Below are 339 nucleotides of genomic sequence, written 5' to 3'. Positions count from 1 at the left end.
GCACCACGCAACCCGCATCTTCGCGAAGCTTAGCGTCTCAAATCGAACCGAGGCCGCCCTACGCTGGCGCAGGTAGATCCCTTTTTCATTTGAGCAGAGATTGAATCCGAGCCCGGTCGTCAGATGTTGCAGGGCGGTCCACGATTGTGCGCCCCCGCCGATCAGTCATCGAGAAGCGCCGATTGGTGAGGCGTTCCAGGATCCCGTTTGCGTAGCGAATTTCGACGGTGCCGCCTTTGACGGAAACTGAGTAGCCGCCCGTGGCTTCGGTGACACCCGCAGAATTATTAAATCTGCCCTTGCTATTATTATCTCCTGCGGAATTTCTTCTTCCGAAGC

General features: G+C 56.3%; 1 pseudogene. It reads right to left on the bottom strand.

The window, feature by feature from the left end:
• Window positions 1-85: 85 nt before the first annotated feature.
• Window positions 86-339 (bottom strand): annotated as a pseudogene (locus MRBLMR1_RS29170) (hypothetical protein); the annotation flags it as partial.

The sequence above is a fragment of the Neorhizobium sp. LMR1-1-1.1 genome, assembly GCF_040675795.1.
In the GTDB taxonomy this organism is placed as follows: domain Bacteria; phylum Pseudomonadota; class Alphaproteobacteria; order Rhizobiales; family Rhizobiaceae; genus Neorhizobium; species Neorhizobium cellulosilyticum.
The sequence above is the reverse complement of the archived record's forward strand: the minus strand, read 5'-3'. Positions and strand labels throughout refer to the sequence as shown.